The organism is Cupriavidus sp. 05N39, from assembly GCF_056397325.1.
Window position 1 is genome coordinate 1 of sequence record NZ_JBFTNE010000158.1, and the last position, 14,935, is coordinate 14,935.

Annotated in this window: 16 protein-coding genes, 1 tRNA gene, 1 rRNA gene and 2 pseudogenes; 9 read left to right on the forward strand and 11 right to left on the reverse strand. The window is 61.8% G+C overall.

Going from position 1 to position 14,935, the window contains the following annotated elements:
- Nucleotides 1-269: pseudogene (locus AC1DN0_RS38425) on the reverse strand (aminotransferase); the annotation flags it as partial.
- Nucleotides 270-584: 315 nt separating this feature from the next.
- Here AC1DN0_RS38425 and AC1DN0_RS38430 point away from each other — a divergent pair.
- The 5 genes from AC1DN0_RS38430 (at nucleotide 585) to AC1DN0_RS38450 (ending at nucleotide 4,848) form a co-directional block, all read left to right on the forward strand.
- A complete protein-coding gene (locus AC1DN0_RS38430) occupies nucleotides 585-965 on the forward strand; it encodes an Mth938-like domain-containing protein (protein WP_035872350.1) in 381 nt (126 codons plus the stop codon).
- Between the two features lie 143 nt (nucleotides 966-1,108).
- Nucleotides 1,109-1,570 carry a peroxiredoxin gene (locus AC1DN0_RS38435; protein ID WP_035872353.1) on the forward strand — a complete coding sequence of 154 codons (462 nt, stop codon included), beginning with the start codon at nucleotides 1,109-1,111 and terminating at the stop codon, nucleotides 1,568-1,570.
- Nucleotides 1,571-1,952: 382 nt separating this feature from the next.
- Entirely contained in the window at nucleotides 1,953-3,677 is a 1,725-nt protein-coding gene (locus AC1DN0_RS38440; protein ID WP_441630785.1) for a PhoH family protein, read from the forward strand.
- Between the two features lie 44 nt (nucleotides 3,678-3,721).
- Nucleotides 3,722-4,117 carry a hypothetical protein gene (locus AC1DN0_RS38445; protein WP_477146487.1) on the forward strand — a complete coding sequence of 132 codons (396 nt, stop codon included), beginning with the start codon at nucleotides 3,722-3,724 and terminating at the stop codon, nucleotides 4,115-4,117.
- 71 nt (nucleotides 4,118-4,188) lie between these two features.
- Entirely contained in the window at nucleotides 4,189-4,848 is a 660-nt protein-coding gene (locus AC1DN0_RS38450; RefSeq protein ID WP_441630787.1) for a C40 family peptidase, read from the forward strand.
- A gap of 88 nt (nucleotides 4,849-4,936) precedes the next feature.
- Here the strand turns inward: AC1DN0_RS38450 and AC1DN0_RS38455 are convergent, their stop codons facing one another.
- The 8 genes from AC1DN0_RS38455 to AC1DN0_RS38490 form a co-directional block, all read right to left on the reverse strand.
- Entirely contained in the window at nucleotides 4,937-5,947 is a 1,011-nt protein-coding gene (locus AC1DN0_RS38455; protein ID WP_045239979.1) for an inorganic phosphate transporter, read from the reverse strand.
- Nucleotides 5,948-5,960: 13 nt separating this feature from the next.
- Entirely contained in the window at nucleotides 5,961-6,587 is a 627-nt protein-coding gene (locus AC1DN0_RS38460) for a DUF47 domain-containing protein (RefSeq protein ID WP_035872371.1), read from the reverse strand.
- A 211-nt stretch (nucleotides 6,588-6,798) separates the two neighbouring features.
- On the reverse strand, nucleotides 6,799-8,190 hold the full coding sequence (locus tag AC1DN0_RS38465; protein ID WP_035872375.1) for a replicative DNA helicase: 1,392 nt from the start codon (nucleotides 8,188-8,190) through the stop codon (nucleotides 6,799-6,801).
- Between the two features lie 241 nt (nucleotides 8,191-8,431).
- The gene (gene rplI, locus AC1DN0_RS38470; RefSeq protein WP_477146488.1) at nucleotides 8,432-8,884 is read right to left on the reverse strand and encodes a 50S ribosomal protein L9; all 453 of its coding nucleotides are present in this window, start codon (nucleotides 8,882-8,884) and stop codon (nucleotides 8,432-8,434) included.
- 31 nt (nucleotides 8,885-8,915) lie between these two features.
- Complete coding sequence (rpsR, locus tag AC1DN0_RS38475) at nucleotides 8,916-9,194, reverse strand: 30S ribosomal protein S18 (RefSeq protein WP_006163606.1); 279 nt, start codon at nucleotides 9,192-9,194, stop codon at nucleotides 8,916-8,918.
- A 3-nt stretch (nucleotides 9,195-9,197) separates the two neighbouring features.
- On the reverse strand, nucleotides 9,198-9,497 hold the full coding sequence (gene priB, locus AC1DN0_RS38480) for a primosomal replication protein N (protein WP_017228959.1): 300 nt from the start codon (nucleotides 9,495-9,497) through the stop codon (nucleotides 9,198-9,200).
- A gap of 74 nt (nucleotides 9,498-9,571) precedes the next feature.
- Nucleotides 9,572-9,946 (reverse strand): 30S ribosomal protein S6, encoded by a 375-nt coding sequence (rpsF, locus tag AC1DN0_RS38485; protein ID WP_006163598.1) that lies wholly within the window; start codon nucleotides 9,944-9,946, stop codon nucleotides 9,572-9,574.
- A 101-nt stretch (nucleotides 9,947-10,047) separates the two neighbouring features.
- Nucleotides 10,048-11,046 carry an asparaginase gene (locus AC1DN0_RS38490; protein ID WP_441630792.1) on the reverse strand — a complete coding sequence of 333 codons (999 nt, stop codon included), beginning with the start codon at nucleotides 11,044-11,046 and terminating at the stop codon, nucleotides 10,048-10,050.
- 224 nt (nucleotides 11,047-11,270) lie between these two features.
- On the opposite strand from AC1DN0_RS38490, the gene lexA reads away from it, so the two are divergent.
- The 3 genes from lexA to AC1DN0_RS38505 all read left to right on the forward strand — a co-directional run bounded on the left by lexA (nucleotide 11,271) and on the right by AC1DN0_RS38505 (nucleotide 12,449).
- Nucleotides 11,271-11,927 (forward strand): transcriptional repressor LexA, encoded by a 657-nt coding sequence (lexA, locus tag AC1DN0_RS38495; protein ID WP_035872382.1) that lies wholly within the window; start codon nucleotides 11,271-11,273, stop codon nucleotides 11,925-11,927.
- 109 nt (nucleotides 11,928-12,036) lie between these two features.
- Nucleotides 12,037-12,204: a hypothetical protein gene (locus AC1DN0_RS38500; RefSeq protein WP_200876818.1), complete on the forward strand. Its 168-nt coding sequence runs from the start codon at nucleotides 12,037-12,039 to the stop codon at nucleotides 12,202-12,204.
- Between the two features lie 169 nt (nucleotides 12,205-12,373).
- Nucleotides 12,374-12,449 (forward strand) — tRNA-His (locus tag AC1DN0_RS38505).
- Between the two features lie 198 nt (nucleotides 12,450-12,647).
- Here AC1DN0_RS38505 and AC1DN0_RS38510 read toward each other — a convergent pair.
- Nucleotides 12,648-12,923 carry a hypothetical protein gene (locus AC1DN0_RS38510; RefSeq protein WP_441630795.1) on the reverse strand — a complete coding sequence of 92 codons (276 nt, stop codon included), beginning with the start codon at nucleotides 12,921-12,923 and terminating at the stop codon, nucleotides 12,648-12,650.
- 783 nt (nucleotides 12,924-13,706) lie between these two features.
- Between AC1DN0_RS38510 and AC1DN0_RS38515 the strand changes: the two are divergent.
- A pseudogene (locus AC1DN0_RS38515) lies at nucleotides 13,707-14,647 on the forward strand (DUF808 domain-containing protein).
- Between the two features lie 199 nt (nucleotides 14,648-14,846).
- Here the strand turns inward: AC1DN0_RS38515 and rrf are convergent.
- A 5S ribosomal RNA gene (gene rrf, locus AC1DN0_RS38520) occupies nucleotides 14,847-14,935 on the reverse strand; the annotation flags it as partial.

The window sequence follows — 14,935 nt, forward strand, 5'->3', positions numbered from 1 at the left end:
ATGTTCTTCTGCTGCGTGTAGTGCATGATCGCCTTGCGCGCGGCGAAGATGCCCTTGGAATCCGAGTAGGCTGCCGAGTTGGGCAGGTTGCGCATCATGTCCTGCTGGATCTCTTCCGGCGCGTCGAAGCCGAACACGGCCAGGTTGCCGATGTTCAGCTTGATGATCTTGTGGCCTTCCTCTTCCATCTGCTTGGCCTTCTCCAGCACCGGGCCGCGGATGTCATAGCAAACATTGTTGAGCTTATTGGATTTCTGGATCGGTTTCACGGCGATGTCGGCAGGAGGCAAGCGCCGCCGGCTGGCGGCGGCAATCTAGGGAATCTGGGTGGGAAAGGAGCGGCCCGTTGTGCGCATCCGCTGCGATGCAACGCAAAACGTGGCAGGCAGGAAGGCAAAAGCTATAATTTATCGGATTATGACAGACTTCGGCAGGGATTCTTGCATTGCAGCGTACGGCGCCGTCACCCGGCCCCCGCGACGGCAACCCCCTCCCGACCTGCCCCAAAATGCTCTCAACCCGCCTTGCGCGGCCCGGCCGGGTGCCGGACGGCCGCCCAAGGCAGCGCCCGATAAGGTTTGCCCTTGAAACTCCACGCTGACCAGCCCAATGCTCTCAATACGGTGACGTCCTACGGACCGGGCTATATCGACATCAATATGGTGCGCTACACGGAATCCGTGCTGGTCATGCCCGAGGGCGAGATCCGGCCCTGGCCGGTGCAGCGCTTCGAAGACCTGGAGCCGGCGCATTTCGAAGGCCTGCTGGCGCACTCGCCCGAGGTGGTGCTGCTTGGCACCGGCAACCGCCTGCGCTTCCCCCACCCCCGCCTGACCGCGTCCCTGGCGCGCCTGCATGTGGGCGTAGACGCGATGGATCTCCAGGCCGCCTGCCGCACCTACAATATCCTGATGGCTGAAGGCCGCAAGGTGGCGGCCATCCTGCTGCTGGAAGACCCGGCCTGAGTCCGCCGCGCCGCCTGCCGGGCGGTGCCGCAAGTTAAGTCCGCGCCACGCTTGAAGTTTCCGGGCCCGCCCCCATCTGCCGCCACCATGGTGGCAGCACTCATGCAGCCGCCCCCTTCCTGYCCCTCCCAGGAGCCATAAGAATGACAGTCAGTCTCAGCAAGCCCGTACCCGATTTCAGCGCGCCCGCCACCGGCGGCACGTTCAGCCTTGCCGACCAGCGCGGCAAAACCGTCGTCCTGTATTTCTATCCCAAGGACAACACGCCGGGTTGCACCACCGAAGCCATGAACTTCCGCGACCAGCATGACGATTTCGTCAAGGCCGGCACCGTGGTCTTCGGCATCTCGCGCGACAGCCTGAAGTCGCACGAGAACTTCAAGGCCAAGCTGGAACTGCCGTTTGAGCTGATCTCCGATGGCGATGAAGCCGTCTGCCATCTGTTCGATGTCATCAAGATGAAGAAAATGTATGGCAAGGAAGTGCGCGGCATCGAGCGCAGCACCTTTATCATCGACGGCAAGGGCATCCTGCGGCACGCCATGCGCGGCATCAAGGTCCCCAACCACGTCGACGAAGTCCTGCAGATCGTCCGCGCGCTCTGATTCGGGCGGTTGCCGGGCCATTCCCTGGCCCTGGCGGACGGCATGTTTAATGCGCCGCAGCAACACCCTCGCAAGTCGTCTCGGCCAGCGATTGCAAAACAGAAAACGTTCGGATACATTGACCTTTAATGAGTTCAGATTCCGGATGCCACGCTGCTTCATCGTCCCGGCCCAGGCGCTTCCTGCCACAGGCCGGTAGCGGACCTRCCGTGTCTCCGGTCCGAAAAAAAGCCGCCAAACCTGCCCCCCAGGTCTGGCGGCTTTTTTGTTTGTACTGCCCCCACGCACAGGACACGATCGGCAAGTCCGCGGCGCCAAGCGGCCGCGCCAGTGTCCTGCGCCGTTTTCCAGCCGTCTTCTCCCCCTGAAAGGAAAGCCAAGCATGCCGCTGCCGACCATGCCCGCCAAGCCTGCCCAATTGCTTGACCCGAGCGAATTCGCCCCGGTGACCAAGCTGACCAAGGCCAAATCAGCGTCGCAGGGTAAGAAACCTGTGCCGGCGCTGGAGCGTGTGGCCTTGCTGGAAACCGGAAATAGCCAAGCGGAAGGCGCGCCGGCCGTGGTGGCCCGCGCCAGCGGTTCGACGCGAGCGCGCACCAAGGAAGCGCCTCCGTCCTCGCTGAAGTCCGTACCGCCGCTGGCCGCCGTACCCTCGGCGCCCGCCAAGCCAGTACCGAGCACCACCAATCGCCGCGCACAAAAACACGTTGGTCCCAGCAAGCTGTTCGTGCTGGACACCAATGTGCTAATGCACGACCCGTCCTCGCTGTTCCGCTTCGAAGAGCACGACGTCTATCTGCCGATGATGACGCTCGAGGAGCTGGACAACCACAAGAAGGGCATGAGCGAAGTTGCCCGTAACGCGCGCACCGTCAGCCGCACGCTGGACGCGCTGGTGGGCGGCACCGACGGCGTGCTCGACGAGGGCTTGCCGCTGGCCAAGCTGGGCAACCGCGACGCGCAAGGCAAGCTGTTCCTGCAGACCAAGCTCAACGAGATCAAGCTGCCCGACGGCCTGCCGCAGGGCAAGGCCGACAACCAGATCCTGGGCGTGGTCAGCGCGTTGCAGCAGCAATTCCCGGAGCGCCAGGTCGTGCTGGTGTCGAAAGACATCAACATGCGCATCAAGGCGCGCGCCCTGGGCCTGCCCGCCGAGGATTACTTCAACGACCAGGTCCTCGAGGACAAGGACCTGCTCTACTCGGGCGTGATGCTGCTGCCCAACGACTTCTGGGCCAAGCATGGCAAGGGCGTGGAAAGCTGGCAGGACCCGAAGTCCGGCGCGATGTTCTATCGCCTGACGGGCCCGCTGGTGCCCTCCTTCCTGGTCAACCAGTTCGTCTACATGGAGCCCAGCGACGGCAGCCTGCCGCTGTACGCCCAGGTCAAGGAAATCAACGGCAAGACAGCGCTGCTGCAGACGCTCAAGGATTACACGCACCACAAGAACAATGTGTGGAGCGTGACCGCGCGCAACCGCGAGCAGAACTTCGCACTCAACCTGCTGATGCATCCGGAGATCGACTTCGTCACGCTGCTGGGCCAGGCCGGTACCGGCAAGACCTTGCTGGCGCTGGCCGCGGGCCTGGAGCAGGTGCTCGACCAGAAGCTGTACAACGAGATCATCGTCACCCGCGCCACCGTGCCGGTCGGCGAGGACATCGGCTTCCTGCCGGGCACCGAGGAAGAAAAGATGCAGCCCTGGATGGGCGCCTTCGACGACAACCTGGAAGTGCTGCAAAAGAGCGACGACAGTGCCGGCGAGTGGGGCCGCGCCGCCACCCAGGAACTGATCCGCTCGCGCATCAAGGTCAAGAGCATGAACTTCATGCGCGGACGCACCTTCGTCAACAAGTTCGTCATCATCGATGAGGCGCAGAACCTGACGCCAAAGCAGATGAAGACGCTGGTAACGCGTGCCGGCCCCGGCACCAAGATCATCTGCCTGGGCAATATCGCGCAGATCGACACGCCTTACCTGACCGAAGGCTCGTCCGGTCTCACTTACGTGGTAGACCGGTTCAAGGGGTGGAGCCACAGTGGCCATGTCACGCTGGCGCGCGGCGAACGCTCGCGCCTGGCCGATCATGCCGCGGACGTCCTGTAAAGGCCACCGACCGGAAGCCACGACCATTGCGGCCATTGCGGCCATTGCGCCTGGCACTCGCCGGCAGCATCGTGATTGCCGCATTTTCATGGCTATCGGCTCCCGCGCTGGCTGCCGACGAAATGGTGATCCGCACCATGGGCCCGGTCAGCTATGTTTGCGGCGGTATCGCCGCGGACGAACAGCAACAACTGGCCGCGCAACAAAAGAACTTCAATATGGGCGTCCTGTTCACCCAGGGCGAGCGCGGCGAATATGTCGCCGATGTGGCCGTACGCATGACGCGAGAAGGCCACGAAGTGGCCAGCTTCACGGCATCGGGCCCGAAGTGCCTGATAAAGGCCCCGCAAGGCAGCTACAATATCGAAGCGACTTATAAGGGTCAGGCCAAGTCGATAACCGTCAGTACTGGCACATACAACGCACAGTTGCGCTGGTAGGCCCACGGGCGGCAGCTTCGCTGCCTGCCCGCCACTGGCGCGGCACCTGACCCGGGACCGGACCGAGAAGGATGCCACCGCGCCAGATAGCCCATACCGGAAGACCCGCGCCTTTGCTGGCCGGCGTCTTCGACAGCGCCCGCCTGCCCGCGCTTTGCACCGCTGCGCTGCTGCTTGCCGCCTGCGCCTCTGCTCCGCCGACGCGGCCCGGCGCCCAGTCCCGGGCATCGGCCCCGCCCATGGTCGATCCCAGCGCCGGGCTCGAAGAAGTGTCCATCCAGGCCATGTCCCTGGTTGGCACGCCCTATCGCTACGGCGGCAATACGCCTGACTCCGGCTTCGACTGCAGCGGCCTGGTGCGCTATGTCGTGCTGCGCGCCGCCAACGTCAACTTGCCGCGCACCACCGAAGCCATGGGCGATCGCGGAGTCGCGCTGGAGCGCAGCCAGGTGGCATCGGGCGACCTGGTTTTCTTCAATACCACGGGCCGCGCCAATTCGCATGTCGGCATCTATGTCGGGCAGAACCGCTTTGTCCATGCACCCTCCACCGGCGGCACGGTGCGCCTTGAGGACATGAGCAAATCCTATTGGGCCTCCCGCTACAACGGTGCCCGACGGGTCGCGACAGGGTTTACGCCGCCGCCGGCTGCCTCACCGGCGCCGCAGCCATCGGTTGTGCCGCCGGTGCCGGTGGACGACGACCCCATCGCCGCATTCGCCAATCGCTGACGGCATACGCTCTCCCGCACCGCAACAAACAAAAAGCCAGGCATTGCGCCTGGCTTTTTGCATTCTTGTCGAAGAGGTGTCCGATCGCTCAGAGCACGTGCCGGCCGATCCACCACGCGATGGCTGCCATGAAGGCAGAAGCCGGAATGGTCAGCACCCAGGCCCAGACGATGTTGCCCGCCACGCCCCAGCGCACCGCCGACATCTTCTGCACCGAACCCACGCCGACGATGGCGCCCGTGATGGTGTGCGTGGTCGACACCGGCACGCCCAGCGCCGAAGCGATGAACAGCGTGATCGCGCCACCGGTCTCCGCGCAAAAGCCGCCTACCGGCTTGAGCTTGGTAATCTTCTGGCCCATGGTACGCACGATGCGCCAGCCACCGAACATGGTACCCATGCCGATCGCCACGTAGCAGGAAACGATGACCCAGACCGGCGGCTCCGCGCCGCCCTGCGCCACGTGACCGCTGGCGATCAGCAACATCCAGATGATGCCGATGGTCTTTTGCGCGTCATTGCCTCCGTGGCCCAGGCTGTAGAGCGAGGCCGAGATCAGCTGCAGCCTGCGGAACCAGCGGTCCACCCGCGACGGCGGCGTGCGAAAGAACGTCCAGGCCACGATCACCATCATCAGCGAACCGAGCAGGAAACCCAGCAGCGGTGAGATCACGATAAAGGCCACGGTCTTGAGCAAGCCACCACCAACCAGCGCACCGGTGCCGCTCTTGGCCACCGCGGCGCCAACCAGGCCGCCGATCAGCGCGTGCGAGGACGACGAGGGAATGCCGTAGTACCAGGTGATCAGGTTCCAGGCAATGGCACCCATCAGGGCGCCGAAGATGACATAGTGATCGACAATATTGACGTCGATCGTGCCGGTTCCCACCGTGGCCGCCACCTTGAGGTGGAAGATAAAGATAGCCACCACGTTGCACATGGCGGCCATCGCCACCGCATGGTGCGGCTTGAGCACGCCCGTCGACACCACCGTGGCAATCGAGTTGGCGGCATCGTGGAAGCCGTTCATGAAATCGAACAGCAAGGCGAGCGCCACCAGCAGGGCGATCACCCACAAGCTCATTTGTATGGTCTGCATTCCGATGTGTGCCTCAGGCGTTTTCCAGGACGATGCCTTCGATGATGTTGGCAACGTCCTCGCACTTGTCGGTGATGGTTTCCAGTTGCTCGTAGATGGCCTTCAGCTTGATCAGGCGCTTGACGTCCGTCTCGTCGCGGAACAGCTTGGACATCGCCGCGCGCATTACGCGATCGGCCTCGGACTCGAGCTGGTCGATCTGCTGTGCCGTCTTCAGGATCGCGCTGGCATTGCTCATGTCTTCAAGCAGGCCGACCGCGATCTTGACCTGGTCGCAGCACTGCACGCAGATGGCGGCGAGCTTGCGCGCCTCGTCCGTCAGGCTGGTCACGTCGTACAGCGAGATGGTTTCCGCCACGTCTTCCATCAGGTCGAGGATATCGTCCATGGTGGTGATGAGCTTGTGAATCTCGTCGCGGTCCAGCGGCGTGATGAAGGTCTTGTGCAGCAGGTCGATCGTGTCGTGCGTAATGCGATCAGCCTTCTTTTCAGTGGCCTGCACGCGGCGCGCATGCGCCTCGGCATTGGGCAGATCGTTGACCAGCACCTCCAGCTCGCGGGCGGCGGTCACCGCGCAATCGGCATGCTGGTTGAAGTATTCGAAGAACTTGCCCTCGGTGGGCATGAATCGGCCGAACATGGAATGTTCCTTGTCGAAGCGCGGGGGCGCCGCGGGTTATTGCTGAATGAGGCAGGTACGCATTGCATGACAGCCGCCCTGGGGCGGCTGTCATCAAAACGCAATATTTTACAGGGTTGTGGAGCGAAGCCGGAGGACTTTGACAAGCGGCATGGACAATCCACCATCGCAGCCGAGCCACGATGCCCGGCAAGCCGCGCCAGGACAGGCTTCAGGTATCGTTATCGAAGAAAGCGGGGCCGCCGCTGAAGTTGTCAAACTTCGTGAATTGACCCAAGAAAGTCAGGCGCACGGTCCCGATGGGGCCGTTACGCTGTTTACCGATAATAATTTCGGCCGTGCCCTTGTCCTGCGAATCCGGGTTGTAGACCTCATCACGGTAAATAAACAGGATCACGTCGGCATCCTGTTCGATAGCGCCGGATTCACGCAAGTCGGACATCACCGGGCGCTTGTTGGGCCGCTGCTCAAGGCTTCGGTTCAGCTGCGAGAGCGCGATCACCGGACAGTTGAGTTCCTTGGCCAGCCCCTTGAGCGAACGCGAGATTTCCGAGATTTCGGTCGCGCGGTTTTCACCGCCGCCCGAACCCGACATCAACTGCAAATAGTCGATGATGATCAGGCCAAGCTGGCCGCACTGGCGCGCCAGCCGCCGCGAGCGGGCCCGCAGTTCCATCGAGCTCAGCGCCGGGGTTTCGTCGATGAACAACTGGGCATCGTTCATGCGCTGGATGGCATGTGTAAGCCGTGGCCAGTCCTCGTCGAGCAGGCGGCCAGTACGCAGGCGGTGCTGGTCCAGGCGGCCGACCGAGCCAAGCATACGCATGGCCAGCTGTGTGCCGGCCATTTCCATCGAGAACACCGCCACGGGCAGGCCCTGCTCCACCGCCACGTGCTCGCCGATATTCAGCGAGAAGGCGGTCTTACCCATCGAGGGGCGCCCGGCAACGATGATCAGGTCGCCCGCCTGCATGCCGCTGGTCATGCGGTCCAGATCGATGAATCCCGTCGGCACGCCCGTCACGTCGGTACTCGAGTCACGGTGGTACAACTCGTCGATGCGCTCCACCACCTGCGTCAGCAGCGGCTGGATCTCCTGGAAGCCCTTCTGCCCGCGCGAGCCCTCCTCGGCAATGGCGAACACCTTTGATTCGGCTTCGTCGAGCAGTTCCCGCACTTCGCGCCCCTTGGGGGCGAAGGCCGCACTGGCGATATCGTCGGCCGCGGTGACCAGCTTGCGCAGCACCGAACGCTCGCGCACGATTTCCGCATAGCGGCGGATATTGGCAGCACTAGGTGTGTTCTGCGCCAGCGAATTCAGATAGGCCAGCCCGCCCACCTCCTCCGCCTTGCCAGCGACCTGAAGCGTCTCGTAGACAGTGATGACGTCGGCGGGCTTGGTGGCGGCGATCAACCGGGAGATGCTCTGGAAGATCATCCGGTGATCGAAGCGGTAGAAGTCCGCTTCGGACAGGAAATCGGCGATACGGTCCCAGGCGGCATTGTCCAGCAGCAAGCCACCCAGCACCGATTGCTCGGCCTCGATGGAGTGCGGTGGAACCTTGAGATTATCTAGTTGGGGGTCTGCGACGGGCGCGTTCATGGGAAGGGATTATAACGGTCGCCGCCAGACAGCCGGGGGAGAATTCGCAGCCGGTTGTTACCGCGTCCGGCCAAGTGACGGCGGGACAACCAGCCCTGTGGCAATGATGCAAACGAGGGTAGCGGCCAAACAAAAAGGCAGGAGCAAAACGCTCCTGCCTTTTTGTTTGGTCAAGCCCGATACCGGCAACCGGCCCTGCCAGCCCAACAGGCACAAGCGGGACCGGTAGCGAGATCAGTGCTTAGACGTGTTCGCCCAGGACGGAAACCGTCACGTCGACCAGCACGTCGGTATGCAGCGAAACGCTGACCGGATGGTCGCCGACGATCTTCAGCGGGCCATTCGGCAGGCGCACTTGCGCCTTCTCAACCTTGAAGCCTTGACCAGCCAGCGCTTCGGCGATGTCGGCGTTGGTSACSGAACCGAACAGKCGGCCGTCCACACCCGACTTCTGGGTGATYTGSACGGTCAGGCCGTTCAGCTTYTCGCCTTCGCCYTGRGCSGCGGCCAGCTTMKCGGCAGCKGCCTTTTCCAGYTCRGCGCGCTTGACTTCAAACTCGCTGATAGCGGTCTGGGTAGCACGGCGGGCCTTCTTGTTCGGGATCAGGAAGTTACGGGCATAGCCGTCCTTCACGCGAACGATGTCACCCAGGTTGCCCAGATTGATGACTTTCTCAAGCAGAATAATTTGCATCGTGTTTTCTCCTTAACGGACCTAGGGCCGATCAGTTCTTGTGCAGGTCGGTGTAAGGCATCAGCGCGAGGAAACGCGCGCGCTTGATAGCCGTATCGAGCTGACGCTGATAGTGCGCCTTGGTGCCGGTCAGGCGGGCGGGGGTAATCTTGCCGTTGTCGCCGATGAAATCCTTCAGGGTGTCCAGATCCTTGTAGTCGATCTGTTCCACGCCAGCCACGGTGAAGCGGCAGAAGCGCTTGCGCTTGAACAGCGGGTTTTGCTGCTGGAAGCGCTTCTTGTTCTTGTTGTCACGTTTGACGAATGCCATGATTCAATCCTTTTCGAATGCTTTACATCCAGTGATGTGAAAGACGAGAGCCTTGCTGTTGCGGTGCTTGCGGGCCAGGAATCCTTCGCAGTCGAGCATCGCGCCGAGCGGAGTCCGCTCAAGCCGCTGGCCGATCTGACCGATTCCCATGGCGGCGATGGCGAATTCCACCTGCCTGGGCGTTTGCGCCTCGACCGTCTCGCCCGCGTACTGCAAGATGCAGTTGACAACGGGGACCCCGGCCGGGGTGTAACGCAAGGCATCGCGTTCCGCGAGCGTTGCGCAGAGCCTTAGCTGGTTCAACGCACTCTCCCGCACCGATGCCCGCACTTGCCGCCGCGGCGTTCAACGCCCACGGCAACCACAACAGTCCGCACTTAGGCGGCCTGGACTTCGCTGGTCTGTTGCGCGGCCTTGCGGGCTTCTTCGCGCTGCACTTCCTTCATCATCGGGGACGGTGCGGTTTCGGCCTTCTTGGTCTGAACGATGAGGTGGCGCAGCACCGCGTCGTTGAACTTGAACGCGTGTTCGAGTTCAGCCAGGGTTTCCTTGCCGCATTCGATGTTCAGGCAAACGTAGTGAGCCTTGGCCAGCTTCTGGATCATGTAGGCCATCTGACGGCGGCCCCAGTCTTCCACACGGTGGATCTGGCCTTCCTGCGACGTGACCAGCGTCTTGTAACGCTCGATCATGGCCGGAACTTGTTCGCTCTGGTCCGGATGGACGATAAATACGATTTCGTAATGACGCATTGACGCTCCTTTTGGATAAGCCGCCCGGGCGCCATGTCCGGTGCAGCAAGGTTGGATAGCCTTAAAGTATAGCGTGCTTTTGCCTTTTGGAGCAAGCCGCCTTAGTTTTCGGCGAAGAGCGCCTGCAACGCAGCGGGATCCGCAGCCAGTCCGGGCGTTGTCGCCAGGGCCAGCATCAGGAGCACGCGCGCCTTATATGGATTGAGATCGCCTGCAGAAACGAAGGCACCTGAAGCCGGTCGTGGAGGTGCCGGCATTGCCACATGCCCTGCCCCGGTGCGCGAGCTACGCACCACGGCCACTCCCGCCCCGGCCGCGTCCACCAGCGCATCGACCAGCGACTGGTGAACCGACCCGTTGCCTGCGGCCGCCACGACCAGCCCCGCCACACCTGCCTGCGCCAAAGCATCCACCACCAACCGGCCGGGCTCCGCGTAACTAGCAATAATCTCCACCTGCGGCCACTTGCACGGCACGGCCCAGGCCCGGTCCGGCAACAGCCGGGGCGCACGGACAAATCGCACGAGGTCGTCCTGCACGAACCCGATCGGGCCAGCCAGCGGCGACACAAAAGCGTTGACCGCTGACGTATGTCCCTTCACCACATCCCGCCCGGCATGGATTTCCTGATTAATCACCAGTAGCACGCCCTTGCCCGCCGCCCCGGCGCTGGCAGCCACCCGTACCGCGTCCAGCAGGTTCAAGGGACCATCGGCCGACAGGGAGGTCGAAGGCCGCATCGCCGCCGTCAGCACCACCGGCACCGTGCCCACCCATGCCAGATGCAGCAGCATTGCCGTCTCCTCCAGCGTATCGGTGCCATGGGTAATCACAATGCCCGCCACATCGGCCTGCGCAGACCAGAACGCAACGCGTTCAACCAACCGGGCCCAGAGGACGAACGACATGTCCTTGCTATCCACCTGCGCCACCTGCTCCGCCTCGACGCGGGCCACGGCACCGAGCGCCGGCACAGCATCAAGCAGCGCCGTCACAGGCACCGTGGCCGCCTGGTACTTCGCGCTGCTRGCAGCACTGGATGAAGAACCGGCAATGGTGCCACCGGTAGCAAGCACGACGACACGAGGCAGGAGGGACATGGCGAGATAGAGATCGAAAGCCAGAAAGGTTAAGCAGCGAGCGAAAAATTAGGCTGCAAGTGCCGCGAATTGTAACGCCCAGGCTCACGCCGCACGGCGCGGTGAGCCTCGCCTGACGCACCTGTCGATGCGCAAACTCCCAAAATTCCGCTTGCACTTCACTCGATACTGTATAAAATCACAGCATACTGTTTAAACATACAGTGCTTTCCAACACGGCGACCATGGCGACCCTGACACCGCGACAGCAGCAGATTTTCGATCTGATTCGCAGCAGCCTCCAGCACACGGGCTTTCCGCCCACACGCGCCGAGATCGCCGCCAAGTTCGGCTTCTCATCGCCCAATGCTGCCGAGGAACACCTGAGGGCTCTGGCCCGCAAGGGCGTAATCGAACTCACCCCCGGCGCCTCGCGCGGYATCCGGCTCAAGGTTTCGCGCAGCGACTCAGAACTACCAGACCAATTCTCGCTGCCAATGGCCGGCGTGATGCAACTGACGCTGCCCCTGGTCGGGCGCGTCGCGGCCGGTAGCCCGATCCTTGCCGCAGAACACATCGATCGCCAATACCAGGTCGACGCTTCGGTGTTCGACGTGCAACCTGACTACCTGCTCCGGGTACGTGGCCTGAGCATGCGGGACGCCGGCATCCTCGATGGCGATCTGCTTGCGGTCAAGCGTGCCAGCGAGGCCCCGAACGGCAAGATCGTCGTTGCGCGACTGGGAGACGACGTCACCGTCAAACGCCTCAACCGCCGCGGCGACTCGATCGAACTCATTGCCGAGAATCCCGATTTCCCCAGCATCATCGTGCGCCCCGGCCGCGAAGAATTCTCTCTGGAAGGTATCGCCGTCGGCTTGATCCGACCCAGCGGCTTCTGACGAGTGCGGCTGAGGCGGGCAAGCCCGTATCACGCCGACGCCCGATTGTGCCAACGCCGCCCGCTAGTCGGGCACCGCTAACTGTTGTTGCAAGTCACCAGGTGTAGCCATGCTGCCAGCCAACCGCCTCTCCGCCCGCCGCCCCGTCAAGCCCGTACCATTCCGCCAATCCAAAGGCGTGCGTATCTACCAGGGTGCGCAACGACGCACCATGGTGGGCAGCATGGCAGCCATCTGCCGCATGCTTGAGCTGGAGGAGTCGGCCAAGCTTTCATAGGTGGGTTACGGCAGCACTCACTTGCGCGCGTCGCGGTAACCGACCTAACCGGCTGAAATCGCATAAGGCAGCGCAGAGAAAAAATTTGTGCAGAGTGCTAGCCATCCGCCTTTTGGTATTGTATGATCTTGTTCTTCGTTGCTCAGCAGCCAGCTGAGCAACCTCTACGGTGGCTGTAGCTCAGTTGGTAGAGTCCAGGATTGTGATTCCTGTCGTCGTGGGTTCGAGTCCCATCAGCCACCCCAAGAATTTGCCCTGCAAAACAGCGCCTTAACCAAGGCGCTGTTTTCATTTGTGCATCCCAAAGCCGGGTTCCATTCCCGCCATCCTCCCACGGTGGGAATACTTGCAACCGCCGGTGTCAGCACCACCGGCTCGATCTAGCCTGCTTCAGCATACCCCTCCCCCGTTTCTTCCACGCAGCGACCTCTCCCATCCCTTAGCTAGTCCGCAAGAGGGAATCCAAATTCGCCGCGCTCCAGATCTCGTTCAAATGCGACTGTCCACGAAATGCCGGTAGCTGCGGGATAGACTTGGACGTCTCCGCCCACTCGGGCGACAGTGATTTTCCGGGGGATATGACTCGCCCCGCTGCCTCGCGAAATGCCCTCTTCCTCGCTCACCTCGAAGTCTTCTCGAACAAATCCATGCCGCGCGCAGGCGGATTCAAAGTCGCCGCGTTCATTCACGGGCAATTCGTGGAACAGCTTTTGAACCATGGCTATCTCCCAGAGCCTGGCAAAATCCTAGCATGACGGCAAACCAGCGCGCATAGCCAGAAGCGCCAGGCATGAGCCTCATCGAGCGAATGAGAGTGCGGAATCAAAGTTCTACGAGGTGCCTAGATGCTCAGCGCCAGGAGCATCTCACACGATGGCGATTGCACAAGCGAACCTTGACCAAGCGATTTTGGACTCCGCTGAACATTATCGCCGGGCGATTGCCAACGCTTAACAGGCGCGTCTCCTGACTATCACGGCTACACCTGGGCCGACCGATAGCGGGGGGATCGTCAGCCACCGCAGGTCCGTTGAGTACCGCAGTAAGGCGCCTGGCAAAGCATCGTGCGACAGGTTCACAGTAAAAATCAGCCATCTCAAAAGCAAATCAGATCGAACTGCTCTTGCCTGGATCGCATACCCACTAGGTATGGCAGTTCGTCATCCAGCCATTCGATGGGCAAACTCGAATGGATGCGCTGCCCCTCCTGACGCAATTCGCGAGTTGGCTCCACTGCCACGACGCGACGCCCAAGCCGCGCAACAGGAATGACGCGACAAGCATTGATTTTAGATATTTCCCCTACGGCCGAGGAAGCGAACGGTTCTCGCTCGATTTTAGCCTGCAAGCTAACAGCCCACTGAAGGCGAACCGCCAGGATCGCCCCCAAATAGAGTGGGTATGGGATCAATCGCCGTCTTTCCATATGGCAATATCTTGCCATGCGGCCTTGATCACCTGAAGGGCCTCTCCTACTCAGCACCGACATGGGAGCTTGAAATATGGCCGGCACCAGCCTGCTTTTGTTGATCGACGACATCACCTCGATCCTTGACGATGTGGCAACCATGAGCAAGGTGGCTGCCAGGAAGACCGCTGGTGTCCTGGGCGACGATCTTGCCCTCAATGCGCAACAGGTCAGCGGCGTGAAAGCCGATCGCGAGTTGCCGGTTGTGTGGTCGGTTGCGGTGGGTTCTTTGCGCAACAAGGCGATTCTGGTACCGGCTGCGCTCGCAATCAGTGCTGCGACCCCTTGGGCGATCGTGCCACTGCTGATGGTGGGCGGCGCGTTCCTTTGCTACGAAGGATTTGAAAAGATCGCGCACCGCTTCATGCACGGAGAGTCACGGAGCGAAGTAGATCCTCCTGGCGAGCATCAGGCACAAGATCCTCCGACGGATTCAGCAATTGACGAGAAGGCGAAGATCCGCGGCGCGTGCGCACGGATTTCATCCTGTCCGCCGAGATCATCGTGATCTCACTGGGGACCGTCTCCGGCGCGCCGTTTGGTACGCAGGTGGCCGTGCTGTCCGCCATCGCCCTCGTCATGACAGTGGGTGTCTACGGGCTAGTGGCCGGCATCGTCAAGCTCGACGATGCCGGCCTGTATCTTAGTCAGAAAGCCTCCACCCTCGCGCGAGCCGTGGGCCGCGGGGTTCTTCGGCTGGCGCCTTGGCTAATGCGTATACTTTCCGTTGTGGGTACCGTGGCAATGTTCCTGGTTGGCGGCGGGATACTGGCACACGGATTTCCTGGCATGCATCGCCTGACGGAGGTAACAACGCAAATGCTTGGGGAAGTACCGTTGCTCGGCAGTGGACTGGAAATAGCGGCACCGATGCTGATCAATGCGATGATCGGTCTGCTGGCCGGGGCGTTGGTTACGATCGGCTTCACGGCAGTGAAGCGAGGAATGCGGGTTCTTCTGCCGTCATCGCGCTAACTTGCGACTGGACCTGTACCTTGTGCTGGCGATCGCGGACAAGAAGGTTTGCTTGAAGCAGGCTTTAATCGGCCTTTTCGCCACGAGCGGATCAGAGCGCTGTGCTTGTTTCGGCGCAAAACTCCGAAGGAGCAGCGTGAATCGCCGCCGCAAAAGCAAAACCCCCCAGTACTTTCGTACTGGGGGGTTTCAAGGGAGAGCCTGGCGATTACCTACTTTCACACGGGTATCCGCACTATCATCGGCGTGGAGTCGTTTCACGGTCCTGTTCGGGATGGGAAGGGGTGG

What these genes read in the sequence shown, in the direction of transcription:
- AC1DN0_RS38435 (WP_035872353.1), top strand. Translation starts at nt 1,109, where the DNA reads ATGACAGTCAGTCTCAGCAAGCCCGTACCCGATTTCAGCGCGCCCGCC.
- AC1DN0_RS38440 (WP_441630785.1), top strand. Translation starts at nt 1,953, where the DNA reads ATGCCGCTGCCGACCATGCCCGCCAAGCCTGCCCAATTGCTTGACCCG.
- AC1DN0_RS38450 (WP_441630787.1), top strand. Translation starts at nt 4,189, where the DNA reads ATGCCACCGCGCCAGATAGCCCATACCGGAAGACCCGCGCCTTTGCTG.
- AC1DN0_RS38455 (WP_045239979.1), bottom strand. Translation starts at nt 5,947, where the DNA reads ATGCAGACCATACAAATGAGCTTGTGGGTGATCGCCCTGCTGGTGGCG.
- AC1DN0_RS38460 (WP_035872371.1), bottom strand. Translation starts at nt 6,587, where the DNA reads ATGTTCGGCCGATTCATGCCCACCGAGGGCAAGTTCTTCGAATACTTC.
- AC1DN0_RS38465 (WP_035872375.1), bottom strand. Translation starts at nt 8,190, where the DNA reads ATGAACGCGCCCGTCGCAGACCCCCAACTAGATAATCTCAAGGTTCCA.
- rpsR (WP_006163606.1), bottom strand. Translation starts at nt 9,194, where the DNA reads ATGGCATTCGTCAAACGTGACAACAAGAACAAGAAGCGCTTCCAGCAG.
- rpsF (WP_006163598.1), bottom strand. Translation starts at nt 9,946, where the DNA reads ATGCGTCATTACGAAATCGTATTTATCGTCCATCCGGACCAGAGCGAA.
- AC1DN0_RS38500 (WP_200876818.1), top strand. Translation starts at nt 12,037, where the DNA reads ATGCTGCCAGCCAACCGCCTCTCCGCCCGCCGCCCCGTCAAGCCCGTA.
- AC1DN0_RS38510 (WP_441630795.1), bottom strand. Translation starts at nt 12,923, where the DNA reads ATGGTTCAAAAGCTGTTCCACGAATTGCCCGTGAATGAACGCGGCGAC.